Origin of the sequence: Anaerococcus murdochii, from assembly GCF_019957155.1 — a bacterium.
GTDB classification, from domain to species: domain Bacteria; phylum Bacillota; class Clostridia; order Tissierellales; family Peptoniphilaceae; genus Anaerococcus; species Anaerococcus murdochii.
In genome coordinates this window covers 619,193-635,577 of sequence record NZ_JAIPME010000002.1, presented here as the reverse complement: position 1 = coordinate 635,577, position 16,385 = coordinate 619,193, and the positions used below count along the sequence as shown (strand labels likewise).

13 protein-coding genes and 1 other annotated feature are annotated in these 16,385 nt (G+C 37.0%); of the genes, 8 read left to right on the top strand and 5 right to left on the bottom strand.

Going from position 1 to position 16,385, the window contains the following annotated elements; genetic code table 11:
* Positions 1-129: 129 nt before the first annotated feature.
* Positions 130-1,164, top strand: a complete 1,035-nt coding sequence (locus K8P03_RS03360) for a LacI family DNA-binding transcriptional regulator (protein ID WP_223418290.1) — start codon at positions 130-132, stop codon at positions 1,162-1,164.
* Positions 1,165-1,166: 2 nt separating this feature from the next.
* The gene (gene malQ, locus K8P03_RS03355; RefSeq protein WP_223418288.1) at positions 1,167-2,681 is read left to right on the top strand and encodes a 4-alpha-glucanotransferase; all 1,515 of its coding nucleotides are present in this window, start codon (positions 1,167-1,169) and stop codon (positions 2,679-2,681) included.
* A 239-nt stretch (positions 2,682-2,920) separates the two neighbouring features.
* Here malQ and K8P03_RS03350 read toward each other — a convergent pair whose 3' ends face one another.
* Positions 2,921-3,847 (bottom strand): sugar phosphate nucleotidyltransferase, encoded by a 927-nt coding sequence (locus K8P03_RS03350; protein ID WP_223418286.1) that lies wholly within the window; start codon positions 3,845-3,847, stop codon positions 2,921-2,923.
* Position 3,848: 1 nt separating this feature from the next.
* Positions 3,849-4,874, bottom strand: a complete 1,026-nt coding sequence (gene galE / locus K8P03_RS03345) for a UDP-glucose 4-epimerase GalE (protein WP_223418283.1) — start codon at positions 4,872-4,874, stop codon at positions 3,849-3,851.
* Positions 4,875-5,041: 167 nt separating this feature from the next.
* Positions 5,042-5,229 (top strand) — a binding site (T-box leader).
* 57 nt (positions 5,230-5,286) lie between these two features.
* Here galE and thrS point away from each other — a divergent pair.
* From thrS to K8P03_RS03330, 3 genes are all read left to right on the top strand, one after another.
* Positions 5,287-7,209 (top strand): threonine--tRNA ligase, encoded by a 1,923-nt coding sequence (gene thrS / locus K8P03_RS03340; RefSeq protein WP_223418282.1) that lies wholly within the window; start codon positions 5,287-5,289, stop codon positions 7,207-7,209.
* A gap of 3 nt (positions 7,210-7,212) precedes the next feature.
* Positions 7,213-8,388, top strand: a complete 1,176-nt coding sequence (locus K8P03_RS03335; protein ID WP_223418281.1) for a carboxylate--amine ligase — start codon at positions 7,213-7,215, stop codon at positions 8,386-8,388.
* A 63-nt stretch (positions 8,389-8,451) separates the two neighbouring features.
* Positions 8,452-9,825 (top strand): MATE family efflux transporter, encoded by a 1,374-nt coding sequence (locus K8P03_RS03330; protein ID WP_223418280.1) that lies wholly within the window; start codon positions 8,452-8,454, stop codon positions 9,823-9,825.
* A 257-nt stretch (positions 9,826-10,082) separates the two neighbouring features.
* On the opposite strand, the gene K8P03_RS03325 is transcribed toward K8P03_RS03330, so the two are convergent.
* Complete coding sequence (locus K8P03_RS03325; RefSeq protein ID WP_223418279.1) at positions 10,083-11,270, bottom strand: uL1 family ribosomal protein; 1,188 nt, start codon at positions 11,268-11,270, stop codon at positions 10,083-10,085.
* A 203-nt stretch (positions 11,271-11,473) separates the two neighbouring features.
* Between K8P03_RS03325 and K8P03_RS03320 the strand changes: the two genes are divergently transcribed.
* Both K8P03_RS03320 and K8P03_RS03315 read left to right on the top strand, forming a co-directional pair.
* Complete coding sequence (locus K8P03_RS03320; RefSeq protein ID WP_223418277.1) at positions 11,474-11,833, top strand: GNAT family N-acetyltransferase; 360 nt, start codon at positions 11,474-11,476, stop codon at positions 11,831-11,833.
* A gap of 203 nt (positions 11,834-12,036) precedes the next feature.
* The gene (locus K8P03_RS03315; RefSeq protein ID WP_223418274.1) at positions 12,037-12,897 is read left to right on the top strand and encodes an ROK family protein; all 861 of its coding nucleotides are present in this window, start codon (positions 12,037-12,039) and stop codon (positions 12,895-12,897) included.
* A 114-nt stretch (positions 12,898-13,011) separates the two neighbouring features.
* Here the strand turns inward: K8P03_RS03315 and K8P03_RS03310 are convergent, their stop codons facing one another.
* A complete protein-coding gene (locus tag K8P03_RS03310) occupies positions 13,012-13,191 on the bottom strand; it encodes a hypothetical protein (RefSeq protein ID WP_223418272.1) in 180 nt (59 codons plus the stop codon).
* Between the two features lie 194 nt (positions 13,192-13,385).
* Positions 13,386-14,003 carry a hypothetical protein gene (locus K8P03_RS03305; RefSeq protein WP_223418270.1) on the bottom strand — a complete coding sequence of 206 codons (618 nt, stop codon included), beginning with the start codon at positions 14,001-14,003 and terminating at the stop codon, positions 13,386-13,388.
* A gap of 445 nt (positions 14,004-14,448) precedes the next feature.
* On the opposite strand from K8P03_RS03305, the gene K8P03_RS03300 reads away from it, so the two are divergent.
* Positions 14,449-16,374: an acyl-CoA dehydrogenase family protein gene (locus K8P03_RS03300; protein ID WP_223418269.1), complete on the top strand. Its 1,926-nt coding sequence runs from the start codon at positions 14,449-14,451 to the stop codon at positions 16,372-16,374.
* Positions 16,375-16,385: the final 11 nt, after the last annotated feature.

Genomic DNA, 16,385 nt, shown 5'->3' with positions numbered 1-16,385 from the left:
AAAGAATCATATCAAAATCTTTGCTTTGCTTAGTTTTTTGAAATCTAAAGTATTTGATTTAGTTTATTTTAGCCTAGGAAAAAAATATAGGCCTAGCTACAAATGGAATTTCAGGATGGTAGGTCTATTATGATTAAGCCAACAATCAAAGATATAGCTGATATATGTGGTGTGAGTGTAAGTACAGTATCTAGGGCAATTAATGATGCTGAAGGTATTAGCGCAAAAACCAGGGCTAGGATCCTAAAGACAATTAAGGAAACTGGTTATGAGCCAGATACAAATGCCAGAAATCTAAAAATAAGCAAAAATAAAACTATAGCAGTCCTAATCAAGGGTATTACCAACCCATTCTTTACGCCAATGATTAAGGTTATTGAAGAAGAGATAAGTAAGACTGGCTATTCCTTTGTTTTAAATAAGGTAGAAGAACATTCATCAGAAGTGGATATAGCTTTGAAGATGGCCAAGATATTAAAGCCAGAAGGGATAATTTTCCTCGGTGGTGATCTTAGAGATGACCAAGAAAAATTAAAAACTTTGGGTATCCCTTATTCAATGACTACCATAATAAATAAAGAAATAGTAAACAAAAACTCAACTTGTGTAGGGGTCGACGATTTCAAGGAATCTTACAAGATGGTGGACTATTTAATAAGTCTAGGCCATAGGAAAATCGCCTTTATAGCCGCAAGAGCCAACGACTTAAGTATAGGAAGTTTGAGGTTTGAAGGGTATAAAAAAGCCTTGGCTGATCATGATATAGAATTTGATGAAAATCTTGTAATATATCCGCCAAAGGGATTAAACCCTTATTCCCTTTACCATGGCTATGAGTCTGGTAAAAAAATTGTAGGCCAAGGGCTTGATTGTACTGCAATTTACGCTATCTCTGATTTTGTGGCAATAGGAGCTATCAAGGCCCTAAATGACATGGGAAAGTCAGTTCCAGAGGATTATTCTGTGGCAGGTTTTGATGGTCTTGAGATAAATGAATTTTTAATAAAACCAATCACAACTATAGTTCAGCCAACAAGCAAAATTGCCTACACATCAGTAAAAGAATTATTTAACATAATTAATAGAAAAGAATATAAGAAAGTAATAAACTACGCTGGCGAACTTTTTATCGGCCAGACAACAGCCAAAATAAAGGAGGAGTGAATATGAAAAAAGCAGGAATTTTATGGCCCCTAGCTAGCCTTAACGGCAGCCATGGCATAGGGGATTTTGGCAGGGCTAGCTATGACTTTATAGACACAAGTAAAGAAGCTGGATTTGATATGTGGCAAATCCTTCCCCTAAACCCTCTAGGTTATGGAAATTCACCTTACCAACCTTATTCATCCTATGCGGGAGATGAGGTCTATATATCCCTAGATATGCTCTATGAAGATGGGCTACTAGATAAGAGAATAGCACCACTTAAGCAAAGGGACAGGGTTGATTACAACTTTGTAAGAGAATTTAAAGGCCAATACCTAAAGAAAGCCTTCGAAAAATTTAAGGAAAAAGAGCTAGATCAGACCGACTCCTATAAGGAATTTTTAAAATTTGACTTTGTATACGACTATGCAGTTTTTATAAGTTTCAAAAAAGACAACGGCCTAATCGCTTGGAATGAGTGGCCAGCAGAGCAAAAATCATGGATCATTGACAGAAAGCTTGACCTTAGCCCATACCAAGATCAAATTGCTTATGAGATTTTCATCCAATATATATTTTATCAACAATGGATGAAATTAAAGGCATATGCTAATGAAAAAGGTCTTAAAATCATAGGTGACATCCCATTTTATGTGGGACTTGATAGCCTAGATGTTTGGCAAAATCAAAAATATTTTGAAATTACCGAGGAAGGTAAGCCAATATTAATAGCAGGAGTTCCACCAGATGCCTTCTCTAATCTTGGCCAAAGATGGGGAAATCCAATCTATAAGTGGGATGAGCTCGAAAAAGACGACTTCAAATTCTGGATAGATAGGCTAGCCTACAATGCAAAATTATACGATATTGTAAGGCTTGACCACTTTAGAGCCTTTGACACTTATTGGCAAATAGACGCTAAAAACGACACAGCTGTAGAAGGCGAATGGATTTATGCACCAGGTTTTAAACTTTTTGATAAAATAACAGAAGAATTAAAAGATGTAGAATTTATCGCAGAAGACCTTGGAACAATGATGCCAGGAGTTTACAAGCTTCGTGACCATTATGACCTAAAGGGCATGGTTATCATCCAAGAAAACCTAAGACCTTGGGAAGATCACTTAATAGAAGCGACAGCTAACTCTGTTGCCTATCCAGGCACTCACGACAATAAGACCCTCTTCCAATGGTATGATGAATTAACCGACGACCAGCATGAATCCTTAAAAGAATATTTCAAAGACTTGGGTATTGATCATGGGGACATCAGGGATGATTTCTTTGATTTTGTCATGGGAGTTGAAAGCGACTATGTAATAGTATCTTTGGCAGATATCCTAGGTTTTGGAAAAGAAGCAAGGATAAACGAACCTTCAACCTTAAACGACCTAAATTGGTCTTTTAAACTCAAAGACTTGAATGACTATAGGGAAAAAGTAGAAACTCTAAAGGAAATCATAGAAAAAAATAGGGGCCATGCAAGAAAAAAGTCTGGAAAGACAAGCAAGGTCGAAGAAAATAAAGAGAAATAATTTAAAAACTAATAGAGAATAATTTTTTAAATAAATAAGCAAAAAAGGAAAATCCCGCAAAAGCGGGATTTTTTTGATAAAAGATTTATAAACTTCTTAGCAAAAATTACTTTGACCTAGACTATTGTTTTAGAAATTTTTTCATATTTGTTTTTTTAATTGAGGAGAATTTCTTTTGCCTATTTGCTAGGGAGCTTATAGTATTATATTTAGGCTATCAAAGTAAGTTCTAATGGATTTTATTTTTCTTTCCAAATATCTTTTGGGTAAATTCCCTCATCAAACATTTGCTTAAAGGACTCTTGGGCAGGGCCTAGGTCTTCCTTGTAGGTGATTCCAATCCATTTTTCGTTGGTAGGGATTATTGAAATATCTGCCAAATCTTTCTTGATCCACTCGCCAATCATTTCTGGCAAGACGTATTCGCAAGTATCCAAATTTTCCCTATTTTTTTCAAGATAAGAAATAAAATATTCATAAGCTAGGTCAATAAAGCCTGGAAAAGATGCCCAGAGATTCATAGAAACAAGACTATCTAGGTTTAATAAGTTTGGACCAAGATTTTCCTTGGAGGAAAAAGCCCCATCTTCCTTGTTGTATGATATTTCGTGGGTTTCTATTATATTTATAAGTTTGTTTTCCTTATTGCCGACAGAAACACCCCTGGTAACTGTGCCGTTATCAGATAGGGTATTTTTCAATTTGTAGCCTGCCATGGCAACTTGGATTTTGCCGTCTTTTTCAGCTGGAGAAGTCATCAAAAAATCGTGGAGGTCCCTAAAGACTCCCTTGCCGTAGTAGTCATCGGCATTTATTACCAAAAATGGCTCGTTAACAAGGTTTTTTGTCGCAAGAACAGCGTGGACTGTCCCCCAAGGCTTAGTCCTATCAGAAGGAGCCTTAAAATCAGCTGGTAAAGCCATTTCTTGGTAGGCGTAGTCGACTTCTATGAATTTTTCAATCCTAGATCCGATGACCTCTTTAAAATCTTTTTCTATATCTTTTCTAATTATGAAAACAACCTTATCAAAGCCAGCTTCTATGGCGTCAAAGATTGAATAATCAATAATCGTATAGGAGTTTTCGTCCATCTTTGCAAGCTGTTTGATGCCTGCTCCGTATCTTGATCCTATGCCTGCAGCCAAAACTACCAGACTAGTTTTCATTTCATTTCCTTTCTTCATAACCGTTAGGGTTATTTTTTTGCCATCTCCAGGAGTCTTCACACATTTCTTTGATGCCGTTTTCAGCCTTCCAGCCTAGGACTTTGTAGGCCTTAGTCGCATCAGCAAAACACTTGGCAATATCGCCTTCCCTGCGGCCTACAATTTTATATGGAACCTTTCTGCCAGAGGCTTCTTCGAAGGCCTTCACAACTTCAAGGACCGAATACCCATTTCCTGTGGCAAGGTTTATTATTGAAACTCCGTCGAGACTGTCAAGCTTATCTATAGCGCAAACATGGCCCTTGGCAAGGTCGACAACGTGGATATAATCCCTAACTCCAGTCCCATCTACTGTATCATAGTCATCTCCAAAAACTCTGAGATAGTCAAGTTTACCAACGGCTACCTGGGCTATGTATGGGAGCAAATTGTTTGGTATTCCTTGTGGGTCTTCACCAATTTTGCCTGACTTGTGGGCACCAATTGGGTTAAAATACCTTAGTAGAACAATTTTCCAATCTGGGTCTGACTTTTGTAGGTCAATCATAATCTGTTCCATCATAGACTTTGACCAGCCGTAAGGGTTGGTGCACTCGCCCTTTGGAAAATCTTCTGTAATAGGGACGCTTTTTGGATTGCCATAGACAGTTGCAGATGAAGAAAAAATGAGGTTTTTACAACCCACTTCCTTCATAGCCTCAAGGGTTGTAAGGGTCCCAGTGAGGTTGTTGTGGTAGTATTCAAGTGGTTTTGAAACTGATTCGCCAACGGATTTTAAGGCTGCACAGTGAATTAGGACATCAATTTTTTCATTGACCAAAACTTCTTTTAGCTTGTCTTTATCAAGGATGTCAGCCTCATAAAAACTTATTTTTTTACCAGTTATTTCTTCAACTCTATCAATAGAAATTCTTGAAGAGTTTGATAGATTGTCATAAACTATAACATTGTAATTCTTATTTAATAATTCAACCGCAGTGTGGCTGCCAATATAGCCTGCCCCACCAGTTATTAATATGTTTTTCATTTTTCCTCCTAACTTTAAGGATTTTATCATTTACTTAAGTATATCAAATTCAGGGGCATTTATTCAAGTTTTAATGCCTTAAAAAAACTTTAAGCCTGGGCAAAGAAATTTTATATATTTGATTTTTATTTGCAATACATTAAAGATTGAGTAAAGTATTTACATAATAAAAGACGATGACGGGACTAGTAGGTTGATTTTTACTTGCAGAGAGAGGCTGGCGGTGAGAAGCCTTAGATAAATTTCGATTGAATACCAACCCTGAGTTTCTTGTGAATAAGCAAGACGTATGACTACGATACAGCCTTAATGAGTAAAAAATTAGGTGGAACCACGGAAAATTGCCGTCCTATTATCCTAGAGGGATAGTAGGGCGGTTTTTTATTCGTGATTTAAAAACGAAGGAGAAGACATGATTAAGATTAAATTACCAGACGAATCAGTAAAAGAATATGAAAAAGGAGTTCTTGTTGGTGATGTGACAAAAGACATATCAATGGGCCTTTACAGGGCAGCTGTAGGTGCTGTTGTAAATGGCAGAGTTATGGGATATGCTGAGCCAATTAATGAAGATGCTGATTTTAGAGTTGTAAAATTTGAAGATGAAGAAGGCAAGGAAATTTTCTGGCATACATCAAGCCACGTTATGGCTGCAGCCATTAAAGAACTTTGGCCAGAAACAAAATTTGCTATAGGACCTGCCATAGCAGATGGTTTCTACTATGATATGGACCTTGAACACAGATTTACTCCAGAAGATCTTGAGCAAATCGAAAAGAAAATGAAAGAAATTGCCAAAAAAGACCTTAAGCTAGAAAGAATTGAAATTTCAAGAGATGAGGCCCTTAAGATGTTTAAGGAAGAGGGCCAAGACTACAAGGTAGAACTAATCGAAGACCTTCCAGCAGATGAATTAATCACTCTTTACAAAATGGGCGATGCCTTCACAGACCTTTGCAGGGGTCCACACCTTGAATCTACAAAGGAAATCAAGGCTATAAAACTTAAGGCAATTGCCGGTGCTTACTGGAGGGGAGATTCTGATAAGGCTATGCTTCAAAGAATCTACGGTATCTCCTTCCCAAAGGCAAAAGATCTTGAAGAATACGAAGAATTACAAAAAGAAATAGCTAGACGTGACCACAGAAAGATCGGCAAGGAAATGGACCTATTTGCCTTCCACGAAGAAGGACCAGGCTTCCCATTCTTCCATCCAAATGGCATGATTCTAATGAACGAGCTTCTTGGTTGGTGGAGAGGTGTCCTTGATAATTATGGCTACGGAGAAATCAAAACTCCACTTATCCTAAATGAAGACCTATGGCACAGATCAGGCCACTGGGACCACTACAAGGAAAATATGTACTTTACAAAGATAGATGACGAAGATTACGCAATTAAGCCAATGAACTGCCCAGGTTCAGTTTTAACTTATGCATCTCGTCAACATTCTTACAGAGACCTACCAATTAGACTTGCAGAATTTGGCCAAGTTCACAGACACGAATTATCTGGTACTTTACATGGCCTATTCAGAGTAAGAACTTTCACCCAAGACGATGCCCACGTTTACTGCCTTCCATCTCAAATTAAGGAAGAAGTTTACAAAATGATCGACCTTGCAGACCTTCTTTATTCTACATTTGGCTTTAAATATACAATAGAATTATCAACAAGACCAGATGACTATATGGGAGATATAAAAGATTGGGACTTCGCTGAAGAACAATTAAAGAAAGCACTCGAAGAACGTGGAATTGAATACCAAATAAACCCAGGCGACGGTGCCTTCTACGGTCCAAAAATCGACTTCCACTTATTAGATGCAGCTAAGAGAGAATGGCAATGTGGTACAATCCAACTTGACTTCCAACTTCCAGCCAACTTTGAGCTAGAATATGTTGACGAAAACGGCGAAAAGAAGAGACCAGTAATGCTTCACAGGGCCCTACTTGGTTCAATCGAGAGATTTATCGGTGTTCTTACAGAACACTTTGCAGGTAGGTTCCCACTTTGGATTAACCCTAGACAAGTAGAAGTAATTCCAGTAGCTGACAGATTTGCTGACAAGGCTCATGAAATCGCAAAAGAAATCGAAAAAGCAGGTTTCAGAGTAGGCGTAGATGAAAGAAGCGAAGGTGTAGGCTATAAGATAAGATCAGCTCAAATGATGAGAACAAACTATATGCTAGTAGTAGGAGATAAGGAAATCGAATCAGGACTCCTAACAGTTAGAAATAGGGACGGCGAAGAAACAAAAGACGTTAAACTTGCTGACTTTATTGCGAAAATCTCTGAAGAAAGAGATTCTAAGTCAAGAGAGTCAATCTATTAAGCTATGACTTTTAATGCGATAATCCTAGGCACTGACCACAACTCATATTCGGTGGCAAGGTCTTTTAACGAGGCCTTTGACAAAAAGCCGATTGTAGCTGGGTCAGCTGTCCTAGTTCCCTTTTATAAGTCTAAAATAGCTGATATTTACACCGAGAAAAATTTCTCATCTGATGATGGAGTTTTTGTTCAAACCTTAAATAAGATTGCAAAATCAAGGCCAGAAGAAGATTTTATCTTCTTTGCCCCAACAGAATCCTATGTAGACCTTTTGGTGAGAAATGCCAAGGACTTTGATTTTTCTTTTCACATTCCTTATCCAGAGAAAGATATGGCGGAAAAACTCCTTATGAAATCTGAATTTTACAAGATTTTAGAAGAAATAGGCCTATCATATCCAAGAACATTTCTTGCTGACAGGGAAAATTTCAAAGACCTAAATTTAGATGGAGAATTATTCCTAAAAGCTGATGAATATGATGATTTCATAGGAAGCGATATAAAAATCAAGCAAAAAGGCTACCATGTAAAAGATAAGGCCGAAGCTATAAGAATTTTGGAAAATATCTACGATAGCGACTACCAAGGTCATGTCATAGTTCAAGAATTTATCTACGGTGGCCAAGGCACAGAATATTCCCTAAATGGATATAGGTCAAAAGATGGTAAGGTTTCAATGGTTCTTGCCAGAAACCTTTTATCTGACATGAGGCCAATGTGGGTCGGTAACCACCTAGTCCAAGTCGACCATGATGATAAGGAAATGTATGCTATAGCAGAAAAAATTGTTGCTAGCCTAGATTACCAGGGACTTTTCAATTTTGACTTTAAAAAAGATGCCAAAAGTGGTAAGGTCTATACGCTAGAGATGAATATCAGACAGGGCAGGACTTTTTATTATTCAACCCTTGCCGGTGTGAATTTGATAAAAATTGCCACAGAAGATATGATTTTAGGAAAATCTGTAAGCGAGAGGACCAAAAGGCCTTTTATGCTTACAGCTATTAATAAAAACGTGGCAAGAGACCACGTTGACCCAAGTCTTTTAGAAGAATTTGACGATAAAAAGAGAAATGAAAATTCAGCCATCCATATAATTAATAGTGTGGACGACGGAATTATGAGAAATTTGAGGGTGAAAGATGCTCTCAAACGTCAAGAAAAAGACCTATACGATTAAACCAGAGATAGGCGGCATATAGCCCCTATCTCTTTATATTGTTCACAAGAGAAAGGAGTTTATATGACAGAATCTTTAGAAAATAAAAATAGGATGGGAACAGAGCCAATTCCTTCCCTTTTGATAAAAATGAGCCTACCGATAATTATTTCCTTCTTGGTCCAATCAGTCTATAATTTGGTTGACTCGATTTTCGTAGCAAGACTTTCAGAAAAGGCCCTCACAGCTGTTTCCCTTTGCTTTCCTGTCCAAAATATTATGATTGCCTTTGCAGTCGGCACAGGTATCGGAACAACAGCCCTTTTATCAAGATATTTGGGTATGGATGATAAAAAAAGAGTGGCATCAATTGCGACCCACGGGCTTATTCTGGCCACAATTTCTATGTTGGCCTTTGTTTTATTTGGCATATTCTTTTCAGATTTTTATGCAAAAACCCAGTCCACAGACCCAGAGATTATCCAATATACCAAAGACTATCTCTTTGTAATTTTGTTATTTTGCGGGGGAGTATTTTTCCAAATATTTTTCGAAAAAACCCTCCAATCTACAGGTAACACCGTCTATACTATGATAACTCAAGGCACAGGAGCCATTATCAATATAATCCTAGATCCAATTATGATCTTTGGGCTTTTTGGTTTTCCAATGCTTGGTGTAAGGGGAGCGGCCCTTGCAACTGTCATCGGCCAAATAAGCGGGGCCTTGGTTGGAGTGATTTTCCACACCAAGAAAAACAAGGATGTAAACTTTGAATTTAAGGGCTTTAAATTTCATTTTGAAAACCTAAATATGATTTTCTCCATAGGACTTCCTTCGATTATCATGTCGGGAATCGGATCTATTGTCCTATTTTTCATGAACGCCATCCTTTATACCTTCGGCTCTTCAGCTGTAGCTGCTTACGGAATTATGTATAAGCTCCAGTCCTTTGCCTTTATGCCAATGTTTGGGATTTCAAATGCCCTTTTGGCTATAGTTTCCTATAACTTTGGGGCGAGGAAAAAGGCCAGAATCAAGGAAGCAATCAGCCTTGCTATGAAGGCGTCTTTTGCCATTGTTGGTCTTGCTGCCCTATTGATGTGGATTTTCACAGGACAAATTTTTGACCTTTTTGCAGCCACAGACGAGATGAGGGCCATAGGAGTGCCTATGATTAGGATAGTATCACTTTCTCTAATCGTTTCTATTCCTTCAGTTGTAGGTGTTGGTGGGATTTTTCAGGCCCTTGGCAATTGGAAGTTCCCAATCTTCCAGTCCTTTTTAAGGCAGGTAATAATCCTTCTTCCAGTTTTTTATCTCTTTACCAAAACTGGCAACCTAACATTTTCTTGGTGGGCCTTTGTGGTTTCAGAGCTCGTAAATGGGATTGTTTGTGTAATTTTTATTAGAAGAGACATCAAAAACAAGATTGACGTTTTGCCAGATAATCTATAAATTTCCTTATATTTTGGGAATATTTCGGTGAAAATTTCAAATTTTATGGAAAAGAATTGAGTTTTTAAAAATATTTTTGATAGACCTTTGAAAATTAGAATGAAAAGCAAATTGAAATTGGCCTTTGAATGAAAATGCTAAATTCGATTTAAAAGAATAAAAATTCCAAAAGACCTCAGCTTTTGATAAAAAAAGCGAGGTCTTTTTTGCTGCAAAAAAAGAACCGAGGAGTCTCGGTTCTCTGGCGTGCTATTATTTTATTTTGTAGCTGCTTTGTAGATTTCTTCTAGGTAGCCAACTGTGCTTGTAAGTGTTGCACCTGAGATAGCATCTACTGGTTTACCAGGTTCGCTGCCATCGATTACTTCTTTGATTTCTTCAGGAGTTTTACCAACTACGAATTCTTCGATTGCGTTTAAGCTTTCCTTAAGAGTCTTTGTTGCTTTGGCAATTTCTTTCATTTTACCTGAATAATCATCGTTATTTTCTAGTTTTGATGCTAGGACTTTTTCCTTGTCAGCAAAGTTTTCGCCAAATTTCTTATCAGAGTTTGGAACGCCTTTTCCTTCTATATATTGGTATTCATCAATGTTTGCAGCGATGATTTTGTCGCCTTCAAGGACTACAAATGTATCTGTTATAGCATTCTTGTTGCCAGCTGTACCAAATAGTTGTTGAACCTTGATATCATCAGCATTTGTCGCTTCAAAGATTGTTGCGTTGTCACGACTTTCAGCAGTTTCGATGATAGCTTCTAGGTAGCCCTTTGTATCTACAAGGGTTGCACCTGTAACACCGTCAATAGCCTTGCCATCTTCTGCACCAGCTACAACTTCTTTAAGTTCATCTATAGTTTTGCCTTTGGCAAAATTTTGGATTGCTTTGTAGTTATCAGCGATAGAAACTGTTGATCCTGCTTTTTCTTTCATTAAAGCTGAATATTGATCGTTATTCATAATCTTTGAGCCAAGGATTTTACCTTCTGCATTACCAGACTTGAATTCTGTATCTTCGTCTTGGTTTGGAAGACCTACGAAATCAGAATCAGCGTCAAAATATTGGAATTCGTCGATTGATGCATCCACAATTTTGTCCCCATCTGTAACTACAGCTACTCTTGCGAAAGAGCCTTCGCCGTGTGGAGCCTTAAGGCTTCTTCTAAGAACTAATTTGCCTTCTATGGCAGCGGCAAATTCTTCGTCAGACATTTTATCCTTAGCTTCGTCTACTGCATCCTCTACCGCATCTTTTGCATCTTTTGCAGCGTCTTTGGCGTCATCTTTGACTTCCTTTGCCTTGTCCTTAGCGTCGTCTGCGACTTCTTCTACCTTTTCCTTAGCGTCATTAGCAGCGTCGTCTACCTTCTTACCTGCTTCTTGTGCACAGCCTGCAAAACCTAGTGATAAAGCTAGAGCAAGGGCTGTTAACTTAAATTTATTGTTCATATATATCCTTTCTTCTTCAAATATTATGTATTATGTGAACATTACCAAAAAATTATACTTATTTTCGAACAATATGCAATTGATTTTCAAACTTCTGTCAAAAATCAAAGATATATAAAAAATAAAATTTTATTAAAACTAGGTTCTATTTTGAAAATGCTATATAATTACTAGTGAATAATACAAGGCAGGGAATATTGGCGATGGAAGTAGTTTTTACAAACAAAATAGAAGGCATAGACCTAGAAAAATTAATGGACCTATATGAGGAATCCAACTGGGAAAATTTATCTATGGTCAGCTCGGACTTTGACGAAAAAAGTGATAAAAATATTTTATATCAAAAAGTAAGAGATGCCTACAAGGCTTATCTTATAAATGAATTTTTAAAAAGTGGCAAAAATTATCTGGCAATCCTAAAAGACGAAAAAGACTACCTATCGGCCCTAAGGATTTACGATGAGGGGGAATTTTTCCTTTTAGAAGCCCTAGAAACAAATCCTAAATATAGAAGATCTGGCTACGGTGAAAGATTAGTGAGAGAAGTTATAAGTCTTTTGTGAAAGGGATCTGAAATAAGGTCAGAAGTGGCAATTTCAAATAAAAAAAGCTTGACCCTTCATGAAAAAATTGGCTTTAAAATAAAAGAAAAAAGAAAAAACAGTTTGGTTTTATTTTTGAAAATCAAATAGGTTTATCAATGGTATTTAAATATAGAACACATTTATGGTAAAATATAAAAAAGAAATCTTTACTAGGAGGGTTTATGTTCGGTATATTAGAAGCTGGCGGGACTAAGATGATTTGTGCTGTTGGTGATAGGAATTTAGAGGTTAAAGACGAAATCAGGATTGATACCAGAGGGCCTGTTGAGACTTTTGCTGACATAAAGAATTTTTTTGCAAAGTATAAGGACGAAATTGAATCAATTGCTATAGGCTCTTTTGGCCCAATTGAGGTGAATCCAGATTCGGATGATTATGGGAAGATTTTAAATACTCCTAAAGAGGGATGGAAAGATTTTAATATTATAAAATGTCTTGAGGAAGATTTTTCTGTGCCAATTTATGTGACTACAGATGTGAATGCTTCAGCTTATGGAGAATACAAGGTTGGTTGCGGAAAGGGTAAGACAAGTCTTACTTATTATACTGTTGGAACAGGTGTGGGTGGCGGTTATGTTCAAAATAATAATTTCCTAGGTGGAGCTAGCCACCCAGAAATGGGACACATGATTATAAAAAAAGACCCAAGAGATACTTACGAGGGCGGATGTATGTGCCACGGCGACTGCCTTGAGGGCCTTGCATCTGGTCCAAATATTGAAAAAAGACTTGGCAAAAGTGGTCAAAATCTTGATCCAAATGATGAATTTTGGGATATAGAGGCAGGATACCTTGCCCAGGCTGCCTACAACACAAGCCTTATGTTTAGCCCTGATGTTATTGTATTCGGTGGCGGGGTTATGCAAGTTCCTGGCCTTATTGAAAAGGTGAGAGAAAAATTTAAGGACTTGATGAATTGCTATGTAGACCTACCTGATTTAGATTCTTATATTGTTAGACCAAAATATGATGGAAGATCAGCCACCCTAGGGCTTTTGATCCTTGCTCAAGAAATTTTATAAAAAAACAGGGCCCCATGAGGGGCCTTTTTTAATGAGCAAGTCTAGTTAAAAAAATTTAATAAAGCATTTTATTTTGACCAAAAGGGAGGAAGGTCTTGCTCATTATCCTAAATTTTAGCAAATCTTTTTCTTATCGAGGATGTGGCCAACGAGATACCCAAATCCTAGACAAGCTAGGAATACTAAAATTATATTATCTTTTAAAACTAAGCTAGAATAAGCACCGACGGCTGCTCCTAGTTGGGTAAAAATCATCTTGCATGAATTAAAATCGTTTTCTTTATAGTCAAACATGGAAAGTCCTTTCTATTGAACATAAACTCTAAGTCTGTTTATTATCTGTTTACCTTGCTAACTTATTGATACTTATATTCTACCATACTTTTATTACTTTATCAAGATAATATGATAAGATTTTTCGAATGAGAATAAAAAAAACTCAGACAGCTTGCTTTAGCCATCTGAGATTTGAATTTCTTTTTATTTTTTTATGAAGAAATTGAAACGCTTGTTGCGACTCCATTTTCTACAAAAATTATTAGGGCAAGACCTGTATCCTTGCATTCTTCGAGATATTTGAGGAAGTCTTCCTTGGTGAATTCCTTAGCTGGGGCCATGCCACCAACAGCTTCAAATACAGTTTTGTCGTTGATTACAAATTTGTGGTCTTCTTCATTTTTGATTTCTTCGACCTTTTCGTAGTCTTCTGGATTTTCTAAATAATCAAAGGATCCTGAAACTACAAACCTATCGTCTTCAAACTTATAATCGTAGGCAGTAGATGTGATGTAGTCATCTGCTTCGCCCTTAAGTTTAGCAATCATGGTTGTGACGTATTTTCCGTCTTTTTCATGAAGGTTTTTTTCGTCTTCTTTTTTATCTGCCACTTTGCTATCTTCCTTGCTTTCATTTTCTTTATCATCTTCAGATTCTGACTTATCAACCTTATCTTCGGCAGGCTTATTGTCAGAATTTTGATCCTCGTCGTGGGCTTCTACTACTTGATTTTCTCCTAAATTTTTATCTGCTACATCATTTGATTCGCAGCCAATTAGGCTTATGGCCATAATCGATAAAAGTATTGGTTTTAATAGTTTGTTTTTCATATTACACCTCTTATTCCTATTATACCCTAAAGGCCATTTATGAAACTTAAAACTTTTTTAAGCTTTGATGGGAATGGAATTTACAAAAATAAGCTAGGTGATTTTGTTTTTATTTTTTTGTTTTAAACCATGGAAAAAATGTCAATTTTTTTGTGGATTTTTATTGAAAATTTCCTTATTTTGGTTTAAAAAAAGGCAAAAATGGATATATATTAAAGTAGGGAAAATGTTTTGAAAGACCATCCTCAAATTTGAAACAAATGTCAGATTTTACTTAAATTTCCAGTAAATAATTAATTTTGACAATTAACTTTTAGTTATTTTGGGAGAAAGGAGGGTTTTGCCAAACAAATTTATAAGATATTTGGAATAAAAAATATACTTGACAAAACGTTTTCTTAAGGCTACAATACTTTTATAAGGATAATAATGTAAGGAGGATTATATGCTTTTTAAGACAACAGAACAACACGAAGAGCTTAGGAAAAAAGTCAGAGCTTTCGCAGAAGAAAAGGTAAAACCAATCGCCTTCGACCTCGACCAAAAAAACGAGTTTCCTGATGATATAGTTAAGGAAATGGGCCAATTAGGATTTATGGGTATCCCATATCCAAAGGAATACGGTGGCCAAGGTCTAGATGTAATTTCTTATGCAATTACAGTTGAAGAATTATCAAGAGTAGATGGCGGTGTAGGTGTAATTTGTTCAGCACACACATCTTTAGGTTCCTGGCCAATATTTGCTTTCGGTACCGAAGAACAAAAACAAAAATACCTTGTTCCACTTGCTAAGGGTGAAAAAATAGGTGCTTTTGGTCTAACAGAAGAAAATGCTGGATCAGATGCTGGTGGTACAGAAACAACAGCAGTTCTTGATGGCGATAACTATATACTTAATGGTAAAAAAATCTTTATCACAAACGCTCCAAAGGCTGATACTTATGTAGTATTTGCAGTTACAACACCAGGTATTGGTACCCACGGTATTTCAGCATTTATCGTAGAAAAAGAATTTGAAGGATTCACCTTCTCTGATCACTATGACAAATTAGGTATCAGATCATCTTCTACAGCTGAACTACACTTTGATAATGTAAAAGTTCCAAAAGAAAACTTACTTGGTAAAGAAGGCCAAGGTTTCGCTATAGCTATGGCTACCCTAGACGGTGGTAGAATTGGTATAGCATCTCAAGCCCTAGGTATTGGCCAAGGTGCATATGAATCCGCCCTTGCTTATGCAAAAGAACGTGAACAATTTGGTATGCCAATTGCTCACTTACAAAGAAATACATTCAAACTTGCTGATATGGCAACATATCTACGCGGTGCAAGACTTATGATTTATTCTGCTGCAGAACTTAAAGAAAATCACGAAAGATATTCTGCAGAAGCAGCTATGGCTAAACAAGTTGCATCAGATCTTGCAATGAAGATTACAACTGAAGCAGTTCAACTATACGGTGGTTCTGGATTTATCAAGGGTGTTGACGTAGAAAGATTCTTCAGAGATGCTAAGATTACACAAATTTACGAAGGTACTAACGAAATCATGAGAGTAGTAGTTGGTGCAAACACAGTTGGTCGTGCTCCAAAGATGCAAAGAGCTGGATCAAAAGGATCAGCAGCTCCAATCGCAGGCGTACGTAAAGGCGAAATCTTCGAAGGAGATCCAAAAGAAGCAGTTAAAAATTTAGTTGCAGCCCTTAAGAAAGACGGCTATGACTTCACAATAGGAATTGATCCTATGACACCAATTAACGAAGCACAAAGAGTTGTTGTAGCAGGTCGTGGTATAGGTGAAAAGAAGAATATGAAACTAATAGAAGACCTTGCTTACCAAGCAGGTGCAGCTATTTCATCATCTAGACCAGTTGCAGAAACATTAAAATACGTTCCACTTGAAAGATATATCGGTATGTCTGGTCAAAGCTTCAAAGGCAACCTCTACATCGGTGTAGGTGTATCAGGCGCTGGACAACACTTAAAGGGAATGAAAGACGCATCAACAATCGTTGCAATTAACAACAGCAAGAATGCTCACATTTTCAACAACTGTGACTACGGTATAGTAGGCGATGCTATGGAAATTCTTCCATTATTAATCAAAGAACTTGATAATGGCGAAGCAAAGAAACCAGCACCACCACAACCAAAAATTAAGAGATCTAAACCAAGAAAAATGGCTCCAAAAGAAGACGTTTATTTAGACTTAGGTTCAGGATATGAATATGATCCTCAAGTAGGAGATCCATCTCAAGGAATCGAGCCAGGTACTCCATTTGATAAACTTCCTGACAGCTGGGTATCACCAGTTTCTGGCGAAGAAAAATCCGAATTTATTAAGATGGAATTCCCAGCAGATAGAAAGTAGTAGGAGGTAAT